The 24,034-nt window shown below is 38.3% G+C and carries 27 protein-coding genes and 1 other annotated feature; of the genes, 3 read left to right on the top strand and 24 right to left on the bottom strand.

The features are described 5' to 3' along the window. Nucleotides 1-105: 105 nt before the first annotated feature. From IGI44_RS07865 to IGI44_RS07805, 13 genes are all read right to left on the bottom strand, one after another. Nucleotides 106-780, bottom strand: coding sequence for a TVP38/TMEM64 family protein (locus tag IGI44_RS07865; protein WP_438787225.1), 675 nt, complete (start codon nt 778-780; stop codon nt 106-108). A gap of 40 nt (nt 781-820) precedes the next feature. Then, entirely contained in the window at nt 821-1,687 is an 867-nt protein-coding gene (locus tag IGI44_RS07860) for a nucleoside hydrolase (RefSeq protein ID WP_438787224.1), read from the bottom strand. Next, on the bottom strand, nt 1,684-2,349 hold the full coding sequence (locus IGI44_RS07855; protein WP_438787223.1) for a TIGR04282 family arsenosugar biosynthesis glycosyltransferase: 666 nt from the start codon (nt 2,347-2,349) through the stop codon (nt 1,684-1,686). Before IGI44_RS07855 ends, IGI44_RS07860 begins: the two co-directional genes overlap by 4 nt. Beyond that, complete coding sequence (locus IGI44_RS07850) at nt 2,342-3,337, bottom strand: phosphotransferase (protein ID WP_438787222.1); 996 nt, start codon at nt 3,335-3,337, stop codon at nt 2,342-2,344. Before IGI44_RS07850 ends, IGI44_RS07855 begins: the two co-directional genes overlap by 8 nt. A gap of 13 nt (nt 3,338-3,350) precedes the next feature. Further along, the gene (locus tag IGI44_RS07845; RefSeq protein WP_438787221.1) at nt 3,351-4,034 is read right to left on the bottom strand and encodes a TIGR04283 family arsenosugar biosynthesis glycosyltransferase; all 684 of its coding nucleotides are present in this window, start codon (nt 4,032-4,034) and stop codon (nt 3,351-3,353) included. Further along, on the bottom strand, nt 4,028-5,023 hold the full coding sequence (locus IGI44_RS07840) for an ABC transporter ATP-binding protein (RefSeq protein ID WP_438787220.1): 996 nt from the start codon (nt 5,021-5,023) through the stop codon (nt 4,028-4,030). The genes IGI44_RS07845 and IGI44_RS07840 overlap by 7 nt, the downstream gene beginning before the upstream one ends. Continuing rightward, nucleotides 5,007-5,801 (bottom strand): ABC transporter permease, encoded by a 795-nt coding sequence (locus IGI44_RS07835; RefSeq protein ID WP_438787219.1) that lies wholly within the window; start codon nt 5,799-5,801, stop codon nt 5,007-5,009. The genes IGI44_RS07840 and IGI44_RS07835 overlap by 17 nt, the downstream gene beginning before the upstream one ends. Further along, nucleotides 5,798-6,652, bottom strand: coding sequence for an ABC transporter permease (locus IGI44_RS07830; protein WP_438787218.1), 855 nt, complete (start codon nt 6,650-6,652; stop codon nt 5,798-5,800). The genes IGI44_RS07835 and IGI44_RS07830 overlap by 4 nt, the downstream gene beginning before the upstream one ends. After that, the gene (locus IGI44_RS07825) at nt 6,645-7,883 is read right to left on the bottom strand and encodes an ABC transporter substrate-binding protein (protein WP_438787217.1); all 1,239 of its coding nucleotides are present in this window, start codon (nt 7,881-7,883) and stop codon (nt 6,645-6,647) included. Before IGI44_RS07825 ends, IGI44_RS07830 begins: the two co-directional genes overlap by 8 nt. A 9-nt stretch (nt 7,884-7,892) precedes the next feature. Further along, on the bottom strand, nt 7,893-8,648 hold the full coding sequence (locus tag IGI44_RS07820) for a heterodisulfide reductase-related iron-sulfur binding cluster (protein WP_438787216.1): 756 nt from the start codon (nt 8,646-8,648) through the stop codon (nt 7,893-7,895). Beyond that, nucleotides 8,645-9,004 (bottom strand): 4Fe-4S dicluster domain-containing protein, encoded by a 360-nt coding sequence (locus tag IGI44_RS07815; protein WP_438787215.1) that lies wholly within the window; start codon nt 9,002-9,004, stop codon nt 8,645-8,647. The genes IGI44_RS07820 and IGI44_RS07815 overlap by 4 nt, the downstream gene beginning before the upstream one ends. Further along, nucleotides 9,004-9,318 carry a hypothetical protein gene (locus IGI44_RS07810; RefSeq protein ID WP_438787214.1) on the bottom strand — a complete coding sequence of 105 codons (315 nt, stop codon included), beginning with the start codon at nt 9,316-9,318 and terminating at the stop codon, nt 9,004-9,006. The genes IGI44_RS07815 and IGI44_RS07810 overlap by 1 nt, the downstream gene beginning before the upstream one ends. A gap of 62 nt (nt 9,319-9,380) precedes the next feature. Further along, nucleotides 9,381-10,412: a sulfurtransferase gene (locus IGI44_RS07805; protein ID WP_438787213.1), complete on the bottom strand. Its 1,032-nt coding sequence runs from the start codon at nt 10,410-10,412 to the stop codon at nt 9,381-9,383. A 481-nt stretch (nt 10,413-10,893) separates the two neighbouring features. On the opposite strand from IGI44_RS07805, the gene IGI44_RS07800 reads away from it, so the two are divergent. After that, the gene (locus IGI44_RS07800) at nt 10,894-11,274 is read left to right on the top strand and encodes a PH domain-containing protein (RefSeq protein ID WP_438787212.1); all 381 of its coding nucleotides are present in this window, start codon (nt 10,894-10,896) and stop codon (nt 11,272-11,274) included. 175 nt (nt 11,275-11,449) lie between these two features. Here the strand turns inward: IGI44_RS07800 and IGI44_RS07795 are convergent, their stop codons facing one another. Beyond that, a complete protein-coding gene (locus IGI44_RS07795) occupies nt 11,450-11,938 on the bottom strand; it encodes a TIR domain-containing protein (protein ID WP_438787211.1) in 489 nt (162 codons plus the stop codon). Between the two features lie 279 nt (nt 11,939-12,217). Here IGI44_RS07795 and IGI44_RS07790 point away from each other — a divergent pair, with 279 nt between their 5' ends. Then, nucleotides 12,218-12,757: a GNAT family N-acetyltransferase gene (locus IGI44_RS07790; protein WP_438787210.1), complete on the top strand. Its 540-nt coding sequence runs from the start codon at nt 12,218-12,220 to the stop codon at nt 12,755-12,757. Nucleotides 12,758-12,838: 81 nt separating this feature from the next. Here IGI44_RS07790 and nox read toward each other — a convergent pair whose 3' ends face one another. Further along, a complete protein-coding gene (nox, locus tag IGI44_RS07785) occupies nt 12,839-14,170 on the bottom strand; it encodes a H2O-forming NADH oxidase (protein ID WP_438787209.1) in 1,332 nt (443 codons plus the stop codon). Between the two features lie 342 nt (nt 14,171-14,512). Here nox and IGI44_RS07780 point away from each other — a divergent pair, with 342 nt between their 5' ends. Further along, nucleotides 14,513-15,184, top strand: a complete 672-nt coding sequence (locus IGI44_RS07780) for a Crp/Fnr family transcriptional regulator (RefSeq protein WP_438787208.1) — start codon at nt 14,513-14,515, stop codon at nt 15,182-15,184. Nucleotides 15,185-15,264: 80 nt separating this feature from the next. Here the strand turns inward: IGI44_RS07780 and IGI44_RS07775 are convergent, their stop codons facing one another. The 9 genes from IGI44_RS07775 to IGI44_RS07735 all read right to left on the bottom strand — a co-directional run bounded on the left by IGI44_RS07775 (nt 15,265) and on the right by IGI44_RS07735 (nt 24,033). Next, nucleotides 15,265-15,441 (bottom strand): hypothetical protein, encoded by a 177-nt coding sequence (locus tag IGI44_RS07775; RefSeq protein WP_438787207.1) that lies wholly within the window; start codon nt 15,439-15,441, stop codon nt 15,265-15,267. 136 nt (nt 15,442-15,577) lie between these two features. Continuing rightward, the gene (locus IGI44_RS07770) at nt 15,578-15,985 is read right to left on the bottom strand and encodes an SRPBCC family protein (RefSeq protein ID WP_438787206.1); all 408 of its coding nucleotides are present in this window, start codon (nt 15,983-15,985) and stop codon (nt 15,578-15,580) included. 114 nt (nt 15,986-16,099) lie between these two features. Beyond that, the gene (msrA, locus tag IGI44_RS07765) at nt 16,100-16,606 is read right to left on the bottom strand and encodes a peptide-methionine (S)-S-oxide reductase MsrA (protein WP_438787205.1); all 507 of its coding nucleotides are present in this window, start codon (nt 16,604-16,606) and stop codon (nt 16,100-16,102) included. A gap of 19 nt (nt 16,607-16,625) precedes the next feature. Continuing rightward, a complete protein-coding gene (locus IGI44_RS07760; protein ID WP_438787204.1) occupies nt 16,626-17,441 on the bottom strand; it encodes a MetQ/NlpA family ABC transporter substrate-binding protein in 816 nt (271 codons plus the stop codon). Between the two features lie 72 nt (nt 17,442-17,513). Then, nucleotides 17,514-17,746 (bottom strand) — a binding site (T-box leader). Nucleotides 17,747-17,835: 89 nt separating this feature from the next. Beyond that, nucleotides 17,836-18,468: an HAD family hydrolase gene (locus tag IGI44_RS07755; protein WP_438787203.1), complete on the bottom strand. Its 633-nt coding sequence runs from the start codon at nt 18,466-18,468 to the stop codon at nt 17,836-17,838. An 8-nt stretch (nt 18,469-18,476) separates the two neighbouring features. After that, on the bottom strand, nt 18,477-21,206 hold the full coding sequence (locus IGI44_RS07750; protein WP_438787202.1) for a sigma 54-interacting transcriptional regulator: 2,730 nt from the start codon (nt 21,204-21,206) through the stop codon (nt 18,477-18,479). A gap of 137 nt (nt 21,207-21,343) precedes the next feature. Further along, entirely contained in the window at nt 21,344-22,321 is a 978-nt protein-coding gene (locus IGI44_RS07745) for an SIS domain-containing protein (protein ID WP_438787201.1), read from the bottom strand. Nucleotides 22,322-22,413: 92 nt separating this feature from the next. After that, nucleotides 22,414-23,229, bottom strand: coding sequence for a PTS system mannose/fructose/sorbose family transporter subunit IID (locus IGI44_RS07740; protein ID WP_438787200.1), 816 nt, complete (start codon nt 23,227-23,229; stop codon nt 22,414-22,416). 15 nt (nt 23,230-23,244) lie between these two features. Continuing rightward, nucleotides 23,245-24,033: a PTS mannose/fructose/sorbose/N-acetylgalactosamine transporter subunit IIC gene (locus tag IGI44_RS07735; protein ID WP_438787199.1), complete on the bottom strand. Its 789-nt coding sequence runs from the start codon at nt 24,031-24,033 to the stop codon at nt 23,245-23,247. Nucleotide 24,034: the final 1 nt, after the last annotated feature.

The raw sequence follows: 24,034 nt of genomic DNA, 5'->3' as shown, positions 1-24,034 counted from the left end.
CTTATAAAAGAAAACAATGGAGTTCCAGTTAACTTACGCGGGTTGAAATCAACCATTGAGAAACAGAAAAAAGATCAAAGCAGTGTGCCCTGATCCTTTGATTGGCTATTCTTTTTTGTATTCAGAATCCAGTTGGCTCATCTTTTTGCTAACCTTCTTAGGTAAATAAGCGAACAAAGCTAAAAGGATGCCAGCGATTGTTAGTTCCACTAACAAAGTGATAGATACGCCTCTAGAGGCAATCTCAGAAGCCATAAAAGCATAGATGAAACTTGCTGGCATCATAGTTAAAAAGGAAATCAAACTAAATTTTTTAACACTCATTGGAGTCATGGCATAAGCATAGCTTTGGATCGCGAAGGGAAAGATCGGAACCAAACGAGTAAAAATTAAGAACGAGATTCCATTTTCTCTAACCCCTTTTTCAATTTTTTGAAAAGTAGGATCATTCCCAAATCGCTGTAATATATACTCTCTTGCCACATATTTTCCAATAACAAAAGAAATGCTGGCACCAAGTGATGCACCAATAATCGTTAACAGGCCGCCAATAAGGCCACCGTAAGCCAATCCGCCGACGATAGCTAGAAATTGCCCTGGTAAAAGAAAGATGGCGACAATAATGGATAATAAAATGAATATCCCATACCCCCACCACCCCAAACTTTCTAAATAAGTTCTTAAACCGGAAATATCCGTTAAGAAATCGACAAAACCAAAATGGTAGGCTAAAAAAATAATGAATAAAACGAAAACAATAAAAAGAATAATTTTTCTCACTTGCGCTCCTTTCTTTTACATCAACTCATTGGCATATTATCTATTCTGCTTTAATTCTTGCTAATCCCGAGACCATCCTCTTTATTACCAATCGATTAAACTCTGATATATTTAATAGCTGCTTAGGCATTTTTACGGAATACACAGATTTATCTACCAATGCTATTCTGCCTTGAGTAAGACTTGTTTGTTTTTCTGATAAGTTGTATTGCTCAGGACTAAATAACTCAGGACGCTCTAAATAGACCGCTGTTGTCATATCCCAATTACAAAAACCACTGAAATCAAAAAATGTTTCATTCCACTCGATCCAGTTCATTAGTGTCTGTTTGAGCCACTCTAAGGCATCGAAATCTGTTACCGTTTTCGCCAAATTTAAAAACTGCTTCAACTCATTCTGTGAAAAGAAGGCTTCAGAGGTCATGTGTCCGTTCATGATCGTAAGGTTTGCTTGGCTTAATAAGACGACTTTTGTTGCTTCTGGATCACAAGAAAAGTTCAACTCTGTTACTGTTCGATCATTTACTTTTAGCGGTTCGATCGTCCCACCCATCAAAACGACTTCTTTAACCTTTTTTAAAAAAGCTGGGTCAATTCTCTGTGCTTCTAATAGGTTTGTCAACGCGCCGGTTGCAAGCAATGTAATTTCATTTGGGTATTGATTAACTTGCTCTACCAAGTATTCTGCTTGATTCGTCGCATAATAATCAAATGACAATCTTAATCGCTGTTGAAGCTCTTTAGTCATCTTTTCTACTTCCTTAAGAGAACCGTTTCCATGGGTTAACGTCACGCCAAGTAAGTCAATCATAGGCGCTCCTAACAAATAGAAAAGCGTCAATCCATCATCAACATCGTGATTCGACAAACCAAACGTATTATCACAATCAAAAATGACTTTTCTCATTCTAGTAATCCTCGATTCTCCTCTAGCCAATATCTTAAAAAGTGATTCTCTTTTTTAAGTTCATGACGCATTAATTTTAAATCGTCAGGATAGTCAATATCCTGTAAAGCCGGTAGTAAAACGATATCAAAGTCTGGTAAATATTGAAGGGTTTCATTTAACACGTTGTTTTTCCCCCATGAAATATCCGTTTCAAAAATTGGTGTCAAATCAATGGATTGAGTGCAGCCAACTAAATAGTAGCCACCATCTAGTGACGGTCCAAAAACAATCTCGCGCATTTGATGAAAGGCCGATTGAATGATTGCTGTATCTAGGTTAGGAATATCACTGCCTGTTAAAACAACTTTTTCGTAGTTCTTTGCAAACACCGTTTTGATTGCGTCATTCATTCGTTGCCCGATCGTTTCTCCCTGCTGTTGAAATGCATGGGCATTTTTCGGTAGTAAAGAGAGTAAGTGATTTGGATCTCCTTCATCTGAATAGGCGAGATACAAATCTATCCCGAATTCATTTAACCGTTCAAATTTTTTTAAACTGTCCTGCAGCATTTTCTGCTGAACTCGAGCAGCTTCTTCGCCGCTAAGTAAGCTTTGCAGACGTGTTTTGACTTTATTTTCTACAGGTACACGGGTAAATAAAATATAGGCCCATTTATTCAAAGATTTGCTCCTTTAATGCGTGACGTAAAAACTCTTCTTGTAAATAGCTGGAAACTTTTTCGAAAATCTCTTGATTCTTCAATGCTTTTGTTTCTTTTTGGTAGCTATCAAAAGCCATCGCGGACCACGACAGTGCTCGCAACATTAGATATGGATGGTAGATTCTAAGAGCTTCTTCAAAAGCCTCGGCATCGAATTTTGTTTCAGCTAGATAACGAGAAAGGAATGCTCGTTTTTCTGCTTGTTTCAGAATCAGATTGCTTCGCCAAAGAGTGGTGGTAGAAGCTAAAAATTGTGAAATATCTTGTACGGGATGACTGATAACTGGTTTTTCCCAATCAATTAAAAAGCCTTTTTCCCCAATAATAAAATTATGCGAATTAACCTCTGTATTGGTGATACACCATTGATTCAACTCAACAAAGAATTTCTGTTGACTCACTTTTTTTTGACACGTCTCCAACGCATTTGCTAATTGTCGCTGGGCTTGTAAGGGAACAAAAGAACTTCTAAATACAGGCTCTAATAGGTTTTGACATTCGCTAACCCTAGCAGATAAAATCGTGGCTTTTTCCTCAACAAAAAAAATTTCCGCCTGCTCATCAATTGGTTCTTTATGAATTTGACTAAAAATAGTCGCTGCCTCTGATAAATCTTTATGATAATCTAACGGATTCCCCGGTAAAAAAGCCATAATTAATAGGCCTTGATCAAAGCTTTGACGGCTATCGTCAACATAGTAAACTTTTGGCGTTCTTCCTGTTCGCTCAAGCCATTTTAACGCTTGGTATTCATAACGAATCTGATTAGTTAAATTCAACTGGCTCCCATAATTTAAGCGAAACACATACCTGTTTTTATTATCAGAAAGTAAAAAATTCTGATTGTATTCACCCTGTGCTAAAAATTCGACTGTAAATGGTTCGTGTAACGGCAATTTCTGTAAAAGCAGATTTTGTTTCAAATAGCGTTTGATTTTTTCTAGCATATAATCCTCCTCGCTATTTATAATAACGTTTTGCTAATTTTTCTGGGGACATTCCTAATAAATAGAATATTTTTATTTTATGCATACGTAAGTGGGTTCTTATCCTTCCATTTTCAAATTTACGAGCTGAAGTTGTTATCGTTAGCGGCAGGAAATAGAAGTTTCCGACTCTCCTCAACTTGCGACTCAACCGCCAATCCTCCATCAATGGAACAGCTTCGAATCCACCAGCCTTTTCATAATTTTCACGTGTCGTAAATAATCCTTGGTCACCAAAGATCAAGCCGAGATAGCGTGCCCGCAAAGTGGAAGTTTTCGCTAAATAGCGATAAAAAAAAGCGGATGAATCAAAGGATAGTTTCAAAAAGCCCGCACTATATTTTTTATTGGTCAAGACTCGCTGGATATACGATAAAATATTGGGCTGATTTCCCAAGGAACTATCACTATGTAAAAACCACAAAATATCACCGTTACTTTTTTCTGCGCCGAATTTTAACTGTGCGCCGCGATTCGCCTGCTTCACTTGATAAACTGTAGCGTATTCACGCGCAATCGCGACGGTACGATCCCGGCTGCCGCCATCCACAACGATTATTTCAAAAGGAATCATTTTATCCAACTGGATTAACTGTTGTAGCAAATTTCCCAGTTTTTTTTCTTCATTTAGAGCTGGAATAATAATTGAGATCAACATTCCATCACCTGCAACGTTTGATTAAATAGTAAGGATACTTTCTCTCCTGCAACTAATTTTCCTGTCACATTGGTGAATGTACAGCTGGCTTCTCCAAGTCGAATCTGAGCCCGTTGACCATTTGGCGACCACTCGCTACTTTCAATAAAGCCTAAAACACCGGATTCTCCAGTAGTGATTTCGGTTCCACAAGGAATAAACAGCAAAGCTTCTCCATTAATCTGTGCAGGATTTTGAACAATTATTTCTAAGTCTTTTGCTCGGAAAAGGCGATCACTGACTGTCCCAGCAATAAAGTTTGTTTCTCCGATTGCTTCAGCAACTTTTCTATTCGCAGGATAAAAATAAATCTCTTTTGGTTTACCGACTTGCTGAATAGCCCCTTCTGAAAGAACTAGCATGCGATCAGCTAGCTGAAAGGCTTCATCGCGATCATGTGTAACCAGAATAGTACTGAAACGATACGTCTCCTGTAAATGGCGCAAATACTTACGCATTGAAACTCTTAAATAACCATCTAAATTTGCAAAAGGTTCGTCCAATAACAATAACTTTGGTTCCAAAACAATTGCTCGTGCTAACGCGACGCGTTGTTTCTGACCACCGGATAATTGATCAGGAAAATGCTGCTCTAATCCTGTTAAATCGAAGGCGTCGATAATTTTCTTGATCTTTTGTTGACGGTCCGTTTTTGAAAATTTACGGGCCTTCAAACCAAAATCGATATTGTCATATACGTTCATATGAGGAAACAACCAATAATCCTGAAAAACTAAAACTGTACTTGCTTGCGAAAAATCCCCCGTAAAATCTATCCTTCCATGAGTAATTGGTTGAATACCTGCAATTAATTTAAGTAAACTAGTCTTTCCAACGCCAGAGGGTCCAAAAAGTGCAAGGGTTTCACCATCCTGAACATCAAAAGACATTTCACGCAGTATTTCCTTTTTGCCATAGTCTAGCTGTACGTTTTTAACGCTTAATCCCATGTTGCATGCCCCCTATCACTTTCTTTAAAATGAACACTCCCACCATGGTGCAGCCCAAGAAAACTAAGCTGTATGAGGAGGCTATCCCTAAACGCCCGTTACTAGCATATGGCAGTAACAAGAGCGGCAATGTTACGATCCTTCCACCGCCAATAAAAAATGTTGGCAAGTACTGACTGAAAGAGACGATGAAAACCAAAACAGCGGCAGTACTCACGCCTGGTTTTAGTAGCGGCCAAGTAATCTGCCAAAAAATGGACCAAGGACGCGCCCCTAAACTTCTAGCTGTCAAGCGATACCCCTCCCCAAATTGACGATAACTTTCTATTAAGATCTGCATCGCGTAGGGTAAGCAAAGATATGTATGGATTAGCACAATACCAAAAAATGTTCCTGTTAATCGTACTTGCAGAAAAAGGACCTGGCTGGAGGTGATGATTGCAATAGCTGGTAAAATTAATGGTAGATAAATAATCACTTCTATTAAGCGGTTTGACAGCTTCTTTTGAAAAGCAAAAAAGCTCGCCGCCGGTAACGCAATAAGGATCGTTACAAAGGTGGTTGCAAAACCAATAACAAAGCTATTCAAGATTGCCGGAAAGAAATTTGGTTCACTGAGCATTTGTCGAACAATTTTTAGGTTCATTACTTGCGGGAAAATTGCTGGATACATCCACTTCCCGCTAAAAGTCCATAGGATCAAAATAAACAAAGGAAATAATACGAGCAATGCTGCTAACCCCAATAAAAAATACATTTTCTTTGAAGAGAGTTTCATACTGTTTTTCTCCCTCCTGGCAACATTTTGCTAATGGTCAAAATAAGCAGCGTAACGGCCAAGCAAACACCCGAAATAACAAGATTTAAGGCAAAAGCCTGCGGACGAGTAGTTAGATCTGCTTGAGTAAATAAATCATAGGCGGTCAAAGCGACCGTTTGATTACTGGGACTACCTAATAAATAGGGAACTTCAAAAGAGGCGAAGGTAAAACAAAATAAAAGAACAAACAAACTTGCTAATGTCTTTTGAATCATTGGCAAAACGATGGAGAAAAAAATTCGGATAATTGACGCACCCAAGTTTTTAGCAACTTCTATATAGCCTAGTTCAAGTTGAAGAAGGATCGCCAAGAGGCTCACCGCAACATAAGGAATTTCTTTATATAGAAAAACAAGAATGATTCCTATCCCTTTTGAATCGTGAATCAGTAAAGGAAATTGTCCAATCTCATGAATGATCCCGACTTGAAAAAACAGACGAGAAATAATACCCGATTGACTGATTAATTGTAGCATCATCAACCCGACAATGATATGCGGCAAAGAAATTGGTAAACTGATTATTTTATGCAACCATGAACTTTTTACTTTTAATAGAAGGAATGCGACAACTATTCCCAGTAACAATGACAAAAAAGTCGCGGTCAGTGCCAAATAGCAGCTGTAAACGAGCGACTTTCTAAAAAATGGATCCGTTAGAACCTGTTGGAAATTTGCGAATGTCATTTTATTCAGACCTAGTAATGGATAATATCCTAAACTAATCTGTATTCCCTTAAACAGCGCTGCGAGAATAACAACGCTGTTTAAAAGAATAAAAGGCAGAAGAAATAAAATTTTTCTATTCATGTAAAACATGCTCTTTCCATAATGCTTCAATTATTGGGATTTTTTCCGCTTGAACTTCGGGAATTTGTTTTTCCTGCATTTCCTCAAGTGATAAGACCCCTTGATTTTTATAGATATCCGCTAACTTTTGATTACTCTCTTTTGATAATTTTTCTGAATCAAAGGGTGGAATACTGTAGCCGTATTGCGCCTCTGCTTTTTTCAATTGCGCAGATTCACTTGTCATTTCATTGATTAAGACTAATGCTGCTGCTTTGACTTTCGAGGTATCCGCAATCGCTAAGTAGCTCTGGTTTGCAATCGTTCCTTTATCAAATAAGAAAGATTCAGTCGTCGCTTTAAATTCATTATCACTACGTTTTTCAGCTACGTGCATTTGAGCATAGCTGTAGCTTAGGTCTATCTGTCCAGCTGCAAACATTTGGTCCAATTCGGCAGTCGTTGTCGGATATGTTTTTCCTTCTTGCCATAAGTAGGGCTTGATTTCATTTAAATAATCCAATCCTGGTTTAATCACCTTATATAGTTCTTGTTTATTGGCTTTCGCCTGTTCTACTTTATCATAGCCAACAATATCACAGATTATATTACGAACAAAGGCGCTTCCGGTAAATTCTGGCGGAGCGGTATAAGTAATTTTTCCGGGATTTGCTTTCGCATACGCTAACAAAGCTTTAGTATCTGTTGGAAACCCAGCTTTGAATTTTTCTTTGTCTCCCGCGAAGACCAATTGGGCACTTCCATATGGAACTTCAAAGCCATCAATTTTGACGCCAAAATCATAGGTTGAATGATGTCCTTTGGTATCCATTAATTTTTCAAAACTATCGACCTTATTTGTGATGGGACCATAGAGCAGTTTTGCCTGCTTGGCCGTATAGAAATTTTCACCATTGATCCAAATAACATCGATATCTCCTGATTTCGCGCCAGCTTCTTTCTCCGTCGTCAGCTTATTCAGAATTTGATCAATGTCCATCGGAACACGTTTAACAGTAATATCATATTTTTCCTTCATGGCTGGTGTCACAACTTCGTCAACCCACGCATTCGCTTTTTCGTCGCCGCCGTATCCATAGAAAGTCACTGTTTCACCTTTGCCTTTTTTTACTGCCTCAGAAAAGCTACTAATAGAATCTGTTGTTTTCGTTTCTTTTGTTTCACTGGTCTTACAGGCAGCTAGAGAAAAAAACATCCCTACTGTCAGTAGACCGACTAACCATTTTTTCATTATTTGCTCCTATGCTTTTGTGACTATTTTTTTTGATTGATAACGATTCTTCCAAGCTCGTATCGGATTATCTAGTGGATGCGCAGGACTTTTGTCGTCTTTATGTATTACCTCTCCAAAGATCAAATCCAATAAATGCCAAGCCTCACCCCCGCCAAGAATCATGGCTGAAGTACAGCTGGAACAATAGGTAACAATATGATCAGTTTTAAAATCTTGCACACGCTTGGTTGCAAAATCCTTCGCGAGATTTGGATTAGAAACACCGCACATCCCACCCATTCCACAGCAGAGAGTGTTTTTTCCCGACAAACGATTTTTCTGGACCTGATAGCCTAGCTGCTCCAGTAGATAGCGAACCGCTTGATGAATCTCCGTCATTTCCTTCGTTGGACAGGAATCTTGGATAGAAAAAACAACATCACTTGTTTTCCCTTTTCCGATAGCTTCCTTTGGTAATCCTAACTCAGCCATCTTTACCCATAACGAGGATGTAGGAAATTGATTTTGAAGAGTCATTGTTTTTATGCACCCTTGGCATGCAACGATCAATTCATCAATTTCAGCCTTGTGGACCTGTTCTGATAGTTGTCCAAAGCGCTGCTGAAACAATTGCTCCTGACCGATCATCCGAGTCGGTTTGCCGCAACAACTTTGGATAACAGCTAAATCAGGATAAAAACCTTTTAAATAATCGATAATTTGTGCGACTTGCTTCGGACTGCTAGAGCTTAGAGAACAGCCTGCCATAAAGCCATATTTCATTTTGCTTCTCCTCGATTCACAGCCGTAAATAGTTTACTTGTTGATAGTTTTTGATGCATTTCGACGCTTTTGAGCTGTTTAAGCGGTAATCCTTCCTTGATTAGATCTTGACGCATCGCTAAAAAGGCTTCGTCTAATTTCAGTTTTAACGGACAAACAACTGTACAGCGACCGCACAACATACAGGAGTACGGAACGATTGGCTCTAACCCTTCTGCTAAAAATTGTTGAAACAGCTTTTTAGGATCATCACAATACTGCTGCAAAAAGAGACAATCTTTCATGCACCGTTGACAGCTGGTACAATTTTCCGCGATTAAGCGAGCCGTTTCAATTGTTCCCTTCGAATAATCCATTAAACAAACTCCTTTTTTAGCAAAACGATCACTAGTTGCAGTAAGAAACCAATAAGGATTATTCCGCTCACTAGATAATAAATAGGTATTACTTGCAAGGTGATTGTTGTCTGCCAAATTAGAAAAATAATCGCTATCATTAACAACAACAGTGATTCTAGACTTTTTTTCTTTCTTACTACTAAAAAGGCAACAATCGTTAACAAGAGCGGCAGCAAAAACAATTTGCTGCCGAACAGACTTGCATCCACTTTACGAGAATAAAAGGAAACATTCCGCATAAAGCCTAAATGATTATGATAAAGATCATCCATTAAATACATTCCATAGATTAAGCCAAATTGAAGGAGATGTAAAAAGTAGCGCAAAATTTTCATTAGTTCAGAATTTTCACCTTGTCTTTATCTCTTGGATCGCCAACTTGAACAGGGTATTTGCTTGGGTCTTTCTGATGCGCTTTATCCCAATCATACCAGCCGCCATCAAAGAGACGGACATCCTTCCAACCTTCTTGTTTCGCAATAAAGAATGCTGTTGCTGCACGCCAACCAGTACCGCAATAGAAAGCAACTTCTTTGTCTGGAGTGATGCCCCATTTTTCCCAAGCAGCAAAAATTTTAGTTGGGTCTTTTACTGTTCCATCATTGTTCATTAATTGAGCAACATCGGCACTCGTTTTGCTTGATTTGGCATATACTGCACCTTCTGGCTCACCAGCATTTTCAATATAATCATACCCACTTGTTTTTCCAGTGAATTCTTTCCAAGAACGAATACTTGCTAAAACCAAATCAGGATTTTTTTCTTTCGCAGCTAATAAATCGTCAGAGGTTGAGATCAGGTATTCAGGACGTCCAGGAACAGCTGCACCAAAATCTTTCGCAGCTTCAGCATCTTGGTCTCCTTTTTCTACTTTGTAATCAGCTTTCTCCCAAGCCTTCAATCCGCCATCAAGAATTTTTACTTGATCGACACCTAGCCAGTAAGCAACAAAGGCTACACGTGCTGCCGCGTTGATATCGCTAGAATAGACAACTACTGGTGTCGTCTTTGTCACACCGCGTTTTAAGAAGACTTCTTTGCAGGTCTCCGCATCTAAAATATTCCAATTGTTTTCTTCCGTTTCGATTTCCATCGTATCGATATGCAATGCGCCTGGAATATGGGCTTTTTTGTAGTCTTTTCCTTCACCGTAAGAAGCCTCAATAACGACGGTCTTATCATCGTCTTTCAATTGTTTTTTCAACCATTTTGCGTCAACAAAGAAATCATCCTTTTTAATATCCTTGCTATTTACTAAACGCTGTACCTTATCCGTCTTCTTCGCAGCTTGAACCTGTTCTGTTTTTACAAAAACCACTAATACGGTTAATAATAAGCAACTTACTACTGTTAATACTTTTTTCATCATCATGCTCCTTTAAGTTTATTCTTTCACTTGAACCGTTTTCAACAACAGTTTACTGACCTTTTAAGCACAACAAAAAAACATACTTAACAAGTATGCTTCCTCCTAATCAATTCTTAGTTACAAGCTGAATAACCCTTTTAGCTCAGCACAAAAAAAGGTTTCTGGAGGACATTCAATTGTTCTACTTGCTTAGAAACTCTAAGTAATGATTGAGATCATAGTCACTGTTGAAAGTTTTTAAACATGAGAACACCTCCTGAATCTATTTTAGAATTGAGTTCTTTTCCCTACCGAGTATAACGAAACACGTTTTATTTAGCAAGGGAATTTCGATCGAAAAAGAACAAAAATCATTTTTGTGAAAAAGTGCATATTTAATTAAAATGCAACATTTACTTTAACCTGTGGTGGTATAGTCTTCGAAGTAAAAATCAGCTAAAATGAAGATAATCATTTAAAGAAAGAAGGAAATCTATTTATGAGTATTTTTGATGGGTTAATGGGAAATGCTAGCCAACATGACAATAAAGCTGTCGAGAAAAAACTAGAAGATGTCTTAATATCAGATGAAACAGTCTCTCTAGCTTTTAAGCTTGTTCGCGACCTGATTGTTTTTACTGATTTCCGTTTGATTTTAGTCGATAAACAAGGAATGACTGGTAAAAAGACGGAGTATAAATCAATTCCTTATCGTTCGATTTCGCGTTTTTCAGTTGAGACTAGTGGTCACTTTGACCTAGATGCAGAATTGAAGATTTGGATATCCAGTGCGGAATTGCCTGCTGAAACCATTCAATTTAGAAAGGATAAGAATATTGTCGCCGTTCAGAAAGCACTAGCGCTAGCGTTGGCAAAATAAATGAAAAGGACAAGAACTGAACTTTTTGTTCAATGTCTTGTCCTTTTCTTCTCTCTAAGCGTCGCAGCTTTGTTTTTCCCCTTTAATTTTTCCATTCGCGTTCATTGTCTCCTTTTTAAACAGTAATCAACGAGCACTACCTAAATCTTTTAAAAGACAGTAACCAAATTCTCTCTTATCTTTCCTTTACCTTGTCGACATGATTAATCCATTTTTCAAGATTATTGTATCCGTCATTTTTGATGTAGTCATATTCCCCATCAATGATTTCATCAAACCAAAGTAACTCTCCATCACTTTTTTTACCAACAATTTTTACTGCCGACTGACTAATAGACGTTTGCTGACTTAGATTTTTAATTTTTCCAATTTTCAGCGCAATGATGGCATTGCCTCGTTCATAGCTTTTCTTGATTGCGTATTGAACATAACTTGAATCTAATGTTTCGCTTCCGATCAAAACAACGGTCACCGTTGTCCCGGTTAATTGCTTGTCAATCCAGCGTTCGATCGTCTCATCCCCGTCTCGTTTCATTCGCTCAAACTCTGAATTGTTGATGAAACCTGATTCTTCATTTTCTTTCAAAGACCAGTTGTTTTTAACAACCAACGCCCTTGATAAATCATTTTCATAATAAAAACTGAAAAAAACTCTTTTCGCCATAAAAATTTACCTCCCTAACTTTTTCATTGCTCAAAAACTGTATCAGTTATTCGCCAGTAAAAAATAAAGAAATTTCTTGACAACCTCTGATAAATCTGCGAGTCAATTTCTCATTTCATTATATAATAGAGCGTAAACTCGTTGTCTCCAATTTTTTTATAATAGAAGTTTTTATGGAGAACAAGCGTTTCGATCATTTTACAAGCCGACAAAAGTCTATATAGCTTTTACTATCTTTACGTGATACGATTCTATTGAGAAAAAATTGGAGGTTCTGTTATGTTGGATAAATCTGTACCTTTCATTCCGTTTACCATGTTCCGCCCTTCGAATGCCCCTTCGCTTCCGGAAGTCCAATTACCTGCAGGTTATCAAATCGTCTTTTATCAACCTGGTGATGAAAAGGATTGGTGTCGGATCGAAACGGCTGTTTTAGAGTTTGATTCGGAAAAAGCAGCGGCTGAGTATTTTGAGCGTTCGTTTGCACCCTATCAAGATGAATTAAAAAGACGTATGCTGTTCATTGAAAATCCTCAAGGAGAAAAAGTGGCTACCTTCACCGCTTGGTGGACTGAAGATCATTCTCCCCGACTTCATTGGTTAGGCGTGCTTCCACAAGAACAGCGAAAAGGTTTAGCTAAAGCACTGACGATACGTGTGACTGAACTGCTCCATGACTATTATCCAGGTCAAGATCTTTATCTGAATACTCAAACTTGGAGTCATCACGCGGTAAAATTATATAAAAAATTGAACTATGAAATTTTTCAAAATCAAAATTATCAGAAAATATTGGACATCTTGAAAAAGGTAGATTAGTATTTTCCTAATTTCTTAGATCAACACGGGAAGACATAAAGAAGAGAGTCATTGCACTAGGCAATGACTCTCTTCTTTATGTTACTCTGCACTCAATGCAGCCATTGTAATATAATTATAAGGCTGATTGAAATGTGGCAAGAAGAAAATATCTAATAGTTTCAGCTTATCGATGGTTACTTGCTCTTCAATAGCAAGCGAGAACATATGGATCACACCTGAGATATCTTCTGTTGATGATAGCTGTGCACCCACTACTCGTCGAGAACTTTCTTCATAAACGATCCGTATTTTAACTTTTGCATTTTGTTTCATAAAGCCCGGACGTTGTAAATCCTCGAAGTCCGTATACTTCACCGTAAGCCCATTTTTAGCCGCTGCTTCTACTGAAAGACCCGTTGAAACCATATGCAAGCCGAAAATCGAGATTCCATTTGATCCTTGGACACCTGTTGATTCCAGTGCTACGCCACCAATATTGTAGCCCGCTACGATTCCTGATCGCACGGCATTTGTAGCTAGCGCGATATACGTTGTATCCTGCAGCGCATTTGAATAAATTGTTGCACAATCACCTACAGCATAGACGTTTGGATCGCTGGTTTGCTGATGAAGATCCACTAGATAAGCACCATTTTTAAACAATTCCAAATGTTCTTTTCCTAATTCATTATTCGGTAGGAAACCAATCGCGTTAATTACTAGATCAACACTGTATTCCCCCTTGTCCGTAACGATCGCTTCTACTTTTGTTTCACCTTTATATTCTTTAGCCAATTCACCAAAATGCAACTCAATCCCATGTTCGCTCAGAACGGTATCCATATCGTCAGTGAACCATTTATCGTAATAACTTGGTAATGAGCGTTCCATCGCATCAAAGAGTAAAACATTTTTGCCGCGGCGTTTAGCCGCCTCTGCTATTTCCACCCCAATATAACCTGCTCCGATCACAGCCACATTTTCAATGCCATCGGTACTCAAAATTTCATCGACAGCTTTTCCGTCTTGGAAACGTTTTAAGAAATGGATATTTTCTAGCTCGCGACCTGGAACTTTAGGAGAAATCGGAACCGAGCCCGTTGCTAAAATCAGCTTGTCGTAACTTTCAGTAACTGTCTCTCCTGATTGTGTTACACAATGAACTTCTTTCTTATCATAGTCAATTCGTTCGACTGTCGTCTCCATTGAGATTCGCGCACCCTTATTCTCAAAATCCTCGCGTTTCGTGTAGAACAATCCTTCATATGAATCGATTTGCCGTCCAACCCACAGTGCCGTTCCACAACCTAAATAACTCAGATTATTGTTCCGGTCGATCATTACCACTTCTTGATCTGGAAAGTTATCCAAAAGTGTATTGGCTGCTGCAATTCCGGCATGGTTTGTACCTACGATTACTGTTTTTGTCATTCAGTATACCTCCTAATAATTGAAAGTGTTTACATTACAATTATGATTGTAACATACTTCACGAATGATATTTTAAAAAAAGCAAATATTTTAAAATAACTTTTAAAAAGTAATTAGTATTGTTTATGGTACCTAGAAGGACGTTTAAAGAACAGCTTTGAAATGCATGGTTGATTCGTTGAACTGGATTTTCAAAAGCGTTGACTCTGTTAACGGCGTTGTTTCTTTCATTCTTTACACGAGCATTAAGAAGCTGAACTTGAATATTGAGTAACTTTTAAAGCTTTGTATCTGGAAGAATAGTAAAATGAGAGTAAGATCATTAGAAACGAGGAGATAAGGATGAATCAGAAATTGGAGAAGCATCACCTAGACTTACTTGATAAATATGGGCTGTCAGATCACCAGTCAGTTTGTAAAGTTCGTCAGTATAAATCAGGTGAAACGGTTTTTGCTCAAGGGATTGAATATAAATATATTATGATCGTTGTTTCAGGTAAAGCGAAGGTCTGTACGAGTGCTCCTAGTGGTAAGGACTTGGTTCTAGCCTATTATCTTTCAAGTGGTCTGATCGGTGACGTTGAATTGATGTCTGACACAACATATGCCACTGCATCAGTCATTACTTTATCTCCTTTTGAATGTATTATCGTTCCTTTCCAAGATAATCATGATTCAATGTTTAAAAATCTTACGTTTATGACCACTTTAGCAAGAGGTCTATCTGAAAATCTGATTAACAGTTCCTATAATTACACTTCAAACGCTTTGTATTCTGGGGAGCAACGCCTATGTACGTACATTTTACAAGGAGCCTATAAAAACTATTTCTTTGATAATTTGACGGATGTCGCTGCTACAATTGGGATTAGTTATCGACACCTGCTGCGTCTGTTAAATAAATTATGCGAAGATGGGATTTTGCAACGAGAGAAGCGGAGATTCCAAATTCTTGATAAGGAGCAGCTTGTTCAACGCTCATCTGGAGCGGAGTACTTTACTAAAAATCACTGAATCATTAAGTTCACTGTTTTTAAATCAGATCCCTACCCAAAAAAAGAAGCCATCCGACCTCTTCAAAAAGAAATGGATGGCTATTTATCATTTAGCAGTCGTTGATGTTCAAGAGCGAGGAATAAAATTTTGGTTTTTCGTTCCTCTTCAATGGCATTGATACGATCCCAATATGCTTTGTTGGACTGGTGTTTTTCCCGTTGTGTCAAAACAATAAGACTAACAATCAAAAGGATGAATAATAGTAGCGTAAACATAGTGACACCTCCTATATTCGTATCTTAACCAATGAACGAAAAATCAATTAGGACATATGTCACATTTTGTTAACGCTAAGTGAAAAAAACTAGAAATTTCCCACGCTTTTTTTCAACAGTCAACTAGACCTCCCACTCATTGCCGCGCTGCTAAATATCTTGTTAAGTCGTCTACATATTGCTTTTGCTGTTTTCTCAAATACCCTTTTACAAAGGGTGTCAGATACCTCTTCTTGGGCGTAATAATTTCAGTAAAAATGATTTTCGTCTTTGAATCAGTTAGGGGATAAAATTCTCCTGTCCAATTTCCGAAGATATTCGCGTTATCCATTGTAAAGGCGTATAACGTTAAGGGTTCAAAGGTTGTTATAGTAAATTTTGTAGCAAACCCTTGCTTCGTATACTCAATAAAACTTTTCTGATCGTTGCAAACGTCAATTCTACTAAGATCGCTCCGCCACTCTGCATTCGTCAAATCTGTTACAATTGACCAGATTGTCTCCACTGATTCGTTGAGAACCGCTTCAATCGATTTTTTCACCATGAATTTTCACCTCTTTTTTCATTATTGTACCTTTCGGAGAATACTTAATCCTCTTAGTCCTTGTACAAAATGACGAGCTTTATAAAAAGAGGTTGAAGGCACAGAAGAGTAATCCTACCAAAATTCTTTGATAAAATGCGCTCTTCGTTGGGCATTTTTTTGGTAGTTTTCCGGATTTCTTTGATAGTAATCCTGATGCTCTGCTTCTGCCGGATAAAAGACTGAAGCTTTCTCTATTTGAGTCACTATTGGTTTATCAAATCGGCCACTGGTTTGGAGAGCAGCACGGCTTTTTTCGGCTGTCTTCTTCTGCTTCTCATTAAAATAATAGATTACTGGACGATAGCTACTGCCGCGATCTTCAAACTGACCAAAGGCATCGGTTGGATCGGTTTGCTGCCAATAGATCTCAACTAATTCTTCATAGGAGATCAATTCAGGATCAAAAATAATTTCAACAGCCTCCGTGTGTCCAGTTTTTCCGCTTTTTACTTCCAGATAGCTAGGATTTTCTGTTTCTCCGCCGGTATAACCTGAAATAACGGACTCAATACCTGGCTGACTATCAAAAGGTTTGACCATACACCAGAAACATCCACCTGCAAAAATTGCTCTTTCCATCTATATCACCTATTCTTTCTTATTCGTTTACAGGGACGACTGAGCCGCCCCATTTTTTCTCAATCCATTTTTGGACTTTAGGTTCATGTAATGCTTCGACGACTTTTTTAATTTCTTTGTTGCTCTTATCCTCCGTTCGAGTCGCAACAATATTGACGTATGGAGAATCCTTCTGCTCGATCATTAATGAATCTTTGACCGGATTTAATCCTTTTTCATAAGCAAAGTTAGAGTTAATTGCTACAAGATCCCCTTCGTTATTTTCATATGCTGATGTTAAAAGCGTCGGATCTACATTGTGTGTGAAAACGAGTTTTTTAGGATTTTCTATAATATCGTCAAAACTCGCTTGATCAATTGCTACTCCCGATTTTAATTTTATCAGCTTATTTTTCACAAAAATAGTTAGAACACGTCCCCACTCTGAAGGAACATTTGAAACGATTACCTTTGCGCCATTTGGTATCTCACTAACCTTTTTTATATTATGTGAGTAAATCCCCATCGGTTCCAAATGAATACCGCCAATGTTCGAGAATTTATACCCATTTTCTTTTTTCTGTAGATTAAAATATGGAACAGTTGAAAAGTAATTGGCATCAATGTCGCCGTTTTCTAATGCTTTATTAGGTAGAACATAGTCATCGAACTTGACGATCTCTAAATCAATCCCTTCTTTTTTTAATTCTGGCTTAATATGCTCCAGAATTTCCGCATGGGGAGTTGGTGATGCCCCAATCTTGATTTTATTCGTTGTTTTTGCAGAGCTTGAACCACAAGCCGTTAAAAATATGATGCTTCCTAAAATCATTAAAACCAAACGAACCTTCTTCATACTGACACACTCCTATTATTTTTTGACAAATAAAAAAATATCCATCCCTTTATTTACCAGATCACTGATAAATAAAGGGACGAATATTTTCGCGTTACCACCCTTATTCGTATTATCCTCACAGATAATACCTCAACGGTACAGACATACCCGGCGATATAACGGTCGCTTCCCGTACAGCTTGCGTGAACAAACTGAATGCTCAGAGCTCATCTTCATTGATTTTCCACGATCCCTCTTTTCACCAGCCGAGGGTCTCTTTTAATCGTTTCACGATCAATTACTCTTCTCTTCAATGCGTGATTATTAATTGTTGTTATTCTAATACAAAAAAAATAAATATGCAACAAAATAAGAAATTCTCCAGCTTTTTCGTTGGAGAATTTCTTTCTCGTTACTTGATTAGTTGTGGCAAAATTAAAAGTTCCTCTAACTCATCGATTACTACATTTGCCTCTCGTTGATCCATTGGAAAGGCTTGTTTCAAAGCGACCGTGTAGATACCTGCTGCTTTAGCAGAAGCGATTCCTAAAGCAGAATCTTCCACCGCTAAATAATCGTGACAATTTAACATTTTACGACTGATCAAATAGATTTCTGGATTCGGCTTACTTTCCTTCACTTCTTCGCCACTAATCGTAAATGAAAAATAGCTCTCAAGCTGGCAATCGGAAAGCATCTGATTAATCTCTTTGCGTGGAGAAGAAGAGGCCAGACCAATTGAGATCCCATTCTCTGTCAGTTTTGTTAACACATCCGGTACTGAATTTCTTAAGGCTTTTTTGAAATCAATTCCCTTGTGTTTTTTGTATTCAAGATATTCCTGATGAAGCATCTCACGTCTTGCTTCACTCTCAGAGACCAGTAAATCCCAGGTTTGTTTTTCAGAGTTGCCGACATAATCTTCAAATTTATCCGATCCCGGTTGAATTCCTTTTTCTTTAAAAAAATTCATTCGCCGCTGAAAATAGAAAGGTTCACTATCTATCAGCACCCCATCCATATCAAAAATGACTGCTTTTTCCATTTCTTCACCTATTCCTTTACAATATCATTTAATAAGCGCAGCTCTAATAACGGCAACTCAATCGTGTATTCCTTTTCCACCTCTTGAAAGGCTTGGTGGATTAGTTCCATCTTGTGCCCTTCTTTTTGGACATAGTCTTCAATATCCGCTTGCTCATCGACACTTTCCTTACGCAAAATCCGTTCGATCATGGAGCAGCAATGCATGTACAGTAAGAATAGTTGATTATTTGAAAACTCGATAGCCATTAGCTTTTCAAGTTCCTTCACTGCTTTTTGAACCAAACGTAAGACCTTAGTAGCATCTAGAATCGTTAAATTTTCGACGATTTTATTAATTGAGAAATTGAAAATCAATTGACTCTTGAAGGCTTCACTGTCAATATCTACCTGTTCATGTAGGAGTTCAGCAAACTCTGCCACAGCTTCTCCATTGATCAGCTGATCTAAACCAATGTATGGAACCTGATTGATTTTCGGATTTTCTGTCCCGACGATCATTAATACATCATACAATTGGAAAGGTGTTTCATACATCTTATTTTCTGATAATTTTTTATAATCATAAGGCAGAATCATTAATTCCTTTGCAGAATCTCCCAGACACTTCATTAAGATTTCCTGGATCTGTGTCGCACTTCCGATTCCAGTGTAACAGCAAGTGATGATCGCTTTTTTTCTATTTAATTCTGGAATAATCAGCTGCTTTTGGATGCGATTCTCCACATTAATCGCTTCATAAACCTCGGTCACACTATCGCCGCTGATGATATGCTGGCCAACTTCTAGAACAAGTGGCGTGCTGACATTATCGATAATAACCAACGGACTTTTAATATGATTAGATAATCGCTCCCCTAGTTGATTAAAAGAACCCATATCAACCAGCAAAATCAGCCCTGAATCGGTTCGATAATCGTTGATATAACGAATGATTTGTGACTCCACCTTATCAAGGGTAATATTGATTGGCATATCGTATGCTTGAAAAACATTTTTCCCCAGCATTCGATTGACCACATTTGCTAAACTGCTGGCTGTTGAGTAGCCATGAGCCAAGACGATGCACTTCACATCATTTGGCAAATTACTGATATGCAAACTATAAAAATAAAAGGTGACGAAAACAATATCTTCTTCTAATAATTGCTGATCCAATTGCTGCGACAAATAATTCAACAGCTTCTTAGCATACCAAAATGGGGTTTCTAAAAAAGAGTCTAAAAATTGCAGCAGTTCATTTTTTTGCTCTTGCCATTCGTAATGACTGCCTAAAATATCCGTATTGTCCTTTAAATAAAGATAACTAGCTAAGGAAACCACACGATTGCCATCCTGCTCGAAACCATAATTTTCGTACATCATATCTAAGGTTTGACGAATATGGTAGGTCAGGACTGAGTACAATGATTCTTCCTTTTCATACGTGCCTTGAAAAATGAATTCATCCATCATTTGAGTGACTCGAGCCACATTATTATCAATAAACTCTTGAGCCAGACTTTCCTTTTGCTGAATCTTTTTGAAATCACACAAAACTTCATCAAAGAACTTCCGTAAAAGCTGCGTTTCTTTGCTTTCCAAATAGATTTGTTGCGTTGTATTTGGTAAATACGTCCGATCAGACATTTTCTTTTTAGGTTTACTAAACTGTTCTTTGAATTTCAGATTATATTCCAACGGTAAATCCTTCAAACGTACGGTAATTGTCCCTTTTTCCTTTTGATGAACGTAGGCGTTCCCACAGGCATACTTGATAATATTCTTGATCTTCCCGACATTTCCTTCTAAATCACTATTTAATAGAAAATCAATCATCGGATACGATACCTGCAGCTCCTTTTCCAGAATACTACTTTCTGCAATAAAGAAAGAATCAATCAAACGCAGACGTTCTGATTGCGGTCGATTTTGAAATTTTGGTAAGGTCACGATGACTGGCAAACGCCTTAAAAATGTGGGTAAAAAGGTTGAGTATACATTTTCTGTCGTAGCGAAAATTAAACGAACATTGGCTTTTCTTCGAATACTCGTATCCCCCATCGGAGAAAATTCACCTGTATCCATGAAGGTAAATAATTTTTCCTGTCCTTCTTCTGATAAACGGTGAACCTCATCTAAGAACAAAATTCCACCATCAGCCTTTTCAATCAGCCCATTGTGTTCATGGTCAGCACCAGTGAAGGCTCCCTTGGTATGACCGAATAATGCCGATGAAAGTAGCTCGGGATTATTAAAATATTGCGCACAATTATAGGCGATAAAGGGCGCTTTTGAATCAATCACCTGCTGCTCTTTGGCGTATTCATGTATCTTCTCTGCTAAAAAGGTCTTTCCTGAACCACTTACACCCATTAACAAGATCGGTAATCCATTGTGGGGATATAAAACGGCGGTTTTGATTTGATCAATCGCTTCCTTTAGACTGCCATTTGCACCAATAATTTTCTCCAGCGCATTTCCTTTGTCCTGAATAAATAACTCCTCCAGCGAGTCATATTCCACCTTGGAAACTTGAATTGACGCATCCTCCAAGGCTTTTCTATGTAAAAACAAGACTGGATAGCTTTTGATTTTTACTAGCTCTCCATCACGAAATGCTTGATTCAAGTAGCTGCTAATGGTACTTCGATTTAATTGCAGAGTCTCAGCGATTTGATATGCCGAAAAACGTTCATCGGAATCCTCCTTCAGATTCATAGTTAATTCGTATAAATAATCATCAAGTTCCTTTTTCATTTTTTTCACCTGCTTTAATCGATTTGATGTACCTTTACTTCTATTGTATAGCATTTCCTTGCTCATAAGGGATGACATTTTTAACTGCGAAAAAACCGAGACAGTACATCTCAGTTTTTCCGCCGAATAACCTACGACTAATAAGAAAGTTTCCACATATAGCGGCGTTTAGTAAGTGGATGTTCTCTAGCATAAGACAACTCTTCCGCATACACTCTGAATACCGCAGTAATCACAAATGGATTGAAATAATCCAACACTTCTTTTTCAATGAAAGCGGACAAGCCATAGTCTAACGCGTCAACAACTTCTGTTTTCGCATCAAAGCGATCCAAGAAGGCCAGAGCACGAGAATCAATCGCACGAGTCTTCCCATCGTTCATCAATAAAATGAAAGGAACATCTTTGTCCACGATCTCAAATGGGCCATGGAAGAATTCACCTGCATGGAAAGTTCCTGAATTGATCCATTGCATTTCCATCATCAAGCAAACAGAGGATGAGTAAGCGACTTCGTGCGTAGCACCGCTGCTCATGATGTAGATAACCTTTTCATCTTTAAAGCGTTGAGCAAATTGTTTTGCGGCTTTACGAGCAGATTCGGCACTTTCTTGTGATAAATCATAGATTTTAGCAAAGCCATCCATCATTTTGTCATAGTGTTCATAGCCTTCGACTTGGTTTAGAAGTTCTACAGCTAACAATAAGCAATAACCTGTTTTTTCAAGTTTTGTCGCGTAGTTTTCAGCAAATCCATGATAAATAACATAATCTGCATCTTTTGTTAACGGTGCATCAATCATTCGTGTTAAACTAATTACTGTAGCACCTTTATCTTTGGCAATCGCATTGGCTTCTACTGTTTCTGGAGTTGCCCCTCCAAGTGAAGCCGAGATCACAACTGTGGTCTCATCGATCGAAGTAGGTGTCGCATAGTTGAATTCGTTGGCTGTGTAGTGACTAATGCGTAATTGTTTCGCATTTTGGTCTAAAAAGTATTTTGCTGGATACAAATCTGCTTTTGATGCGCCACAGCCGACGAAAACAACGTGTTTTACCTCGTGCTTACCTACAATCTCTTTGATAATTTCTTTTGCTTCCATCGTTGAATTCATTTTCTGAATTCCTCCTCAGTTTTCTTTTTTTATATTAGAGAAACAAACGATCTAGTACTTCTACTTTCAACGTTTGGTTCTAACTACCGCAATTAAACAAATACGCCTAAAGCACTTAAAACTAATCCGCCAACAATACAAATCAACAACATAATGCTGGTGTTGACTTTCTTTTGCAGCAGCCAATACATGAACATGGTTAAAGCAAACGGCAACATTTGCGGCATGATATTGTCTAGAACATCTTGCAAAACAAAGGTTTTCCCGAATTTAATCGGTGTTGTAATACCGATCATACTGGCAATCATTGCGCCAATAACCATCAGACCAATGATCGAACAAACATACATCACGCGATCCATCAATCCGCCTTCATATAACTTAGTCAAATATTTATTCCCCATGTTATAGCCGAATTTCCCGCCGTAATAGGTCACTAGAAATGATGGAACAAAGGAAATAATCATTGCCAGAATCGGTCCTAAAATACTGCCCTGTTGTGCGAGATTGATCCCTAAACCGAAGGCTAAAACCCGGACGGTTCCTTGGAAGAAGGAGTCACCAATCCCAGATAACGGTCCCATTAGTGACGTTTTTACTGAATTGATCGTATCTGGATTAAATCCTTCTTGATCCTCATAATATTGTTCTTCCATTGAAGCGGTCAGACCTAAAACAAACGCACTCGTTTGTGGTGTACAGTTGTAATAGAGCATATGTCGTTGATACGCTTCCTTTTTCAATGCATCGTCTTTTGGATCTTTATAGATCCGGTCTAATGTTGGGGCTATTCCGTATAAGAACCCCATATTCATCGCACGCTCATAATTCCAAGAATCTTGAATCGCCCATGAGCGCCAGAAAAATTGCCAGTATTTACGACGGTTTTGATCCTTTTCTTGTGCCATTTTATTCCCCTCCTCTTATAGATCATCCAATGCGTCAGGTTCCTGATCTGGTCCACCACTGCCGCTGCCGCCAGATTTATTGGCTTCAATTTGATACATCACAAAGGCCACGATCCCTGCAAACAACGCCACACCAGTAATTCCCAATCCTGAATAGGCAGTGATTAAAAAGCCCAAAACTAGGAAAGGCATCATTTTTTTAGACAGCATCGTTTGCAGTAATAACGCAAACCCGTAAGCTGGCAGTAATTTACTTGCTAAGCTCAATCCATCCGTAATCCATTGTGGAATCGCATCAACGATTGATTTTACTAGGTCTGTTCCAAAGTAAATCGCTAAGAAGATCGGAACAAAATACATTAGTGAATAAAGAATGGTTCCCCAAACAATGTGAATATGCTGCACCCGTTTAAACTTTCCCTCTTCAATCAATGCATCGGCTCGGTGAGTCAAACTGGCTAGAACCGTTCGCATCAGAATTCCTAACAATTGGCCTAAGATTGCGATCGGAATAGCGATTGTCAAAGCTGTCTCTGCATTTGAACCAGATAAAATTGCAAAAGCTGTTGCGATAACTGCTCCTAATGTCATATCTGCAGGGACGGCTGCTCCGACCTGAACAACCCCTAATGAAATCAATTCGATCGATGCCCCAACAAGCAACCCTTTCTCCAAATCCCCTAAAGCTAAACCGACCAAGGTCCCAACAATTAACGGACGCTCAAAGTTCAACCGGCCCAGTAAACGGGAATCCAACATGACGAACACACCAATCAATCCTAAAACTATTGATTGAACCAACATT

Origin of the sequence: Enterococcus sp. DIV0756 (genome assembly GCF_051710745.1) — a bacterium.
GTDB lineage: Bacteria > Bacillota > Bacilli > Lactobacillales > Enterococcaceae > Enterococcus_A.
The sequence above is the reverse complement of the archived record's forward strand: the minus strand, read 5'-3'. Positions and strand labels throughout refer to the sequence as shown.